The organism is Streptomyces sp. DH12 (assembly GCF_020873895.1).
Taxonomy (GTDB): domain Bacteria; phylum Actinomycetota; class Actinomycetes; order Streptomycetales; family Streptomycetaceae; genus Streptomyces.
Window position 1 is genome coordinate 1 of sequence record NZ_JAHWGT010001192.1, and the last position, 438, is coordinate 438.

Here is a 438-nt window from a genome sequence, read left to right on the forward strand (position 1 = left end):
GAGGACGCGTTGCGGATGACGGTCGTGCCGTCGTGCCGCGCGGCGGCCAGCAGCGCGTTCTCGGTGACCGTGTCCCCACGCTCGGTCAGCACGATCGGGCGGTCCGGGGCGGCGCTCCGGTCGACCACCGCGTGGTACTGGCCCTCCGTCGCCGCGATGTCCAGGCCGAACCGGCGCAGCGCGATCATGTGCGGTTCCACCGTGCGCGTGCCGAGGTCGCAGCCGCCCGCGTACGGCAGCATGAAGCGGTCCAGGCGGTGCAGCAGCGGGCCGAGGAACATGATGATGGAGCGGGTGCGGCGGGCCGCGTCCGCGTCGATCGCCGCGAGGTCCAGCTCGGCCGGCGGCACGATCTCCAGGTCGACGCCGTCGTTGATACAGCGGGTGCGCACGCCGATGGAGTTCAGCACCTCCAGGAGGTGTACCGCCTCCTGGAGG

At 72.4% G+C, this 438-nt stretch carries 1 pseudogene; it reads right to left on the reverse strand.

Annotated elements, in window-relative coordinates:
• Positions 1 to 438, reverse strand: a pseudogene (locus tag LPA54_RS39195) (UDP-N-acetylglucosamine 1-carboxyvinyltransferase); the annotation flags it as partial.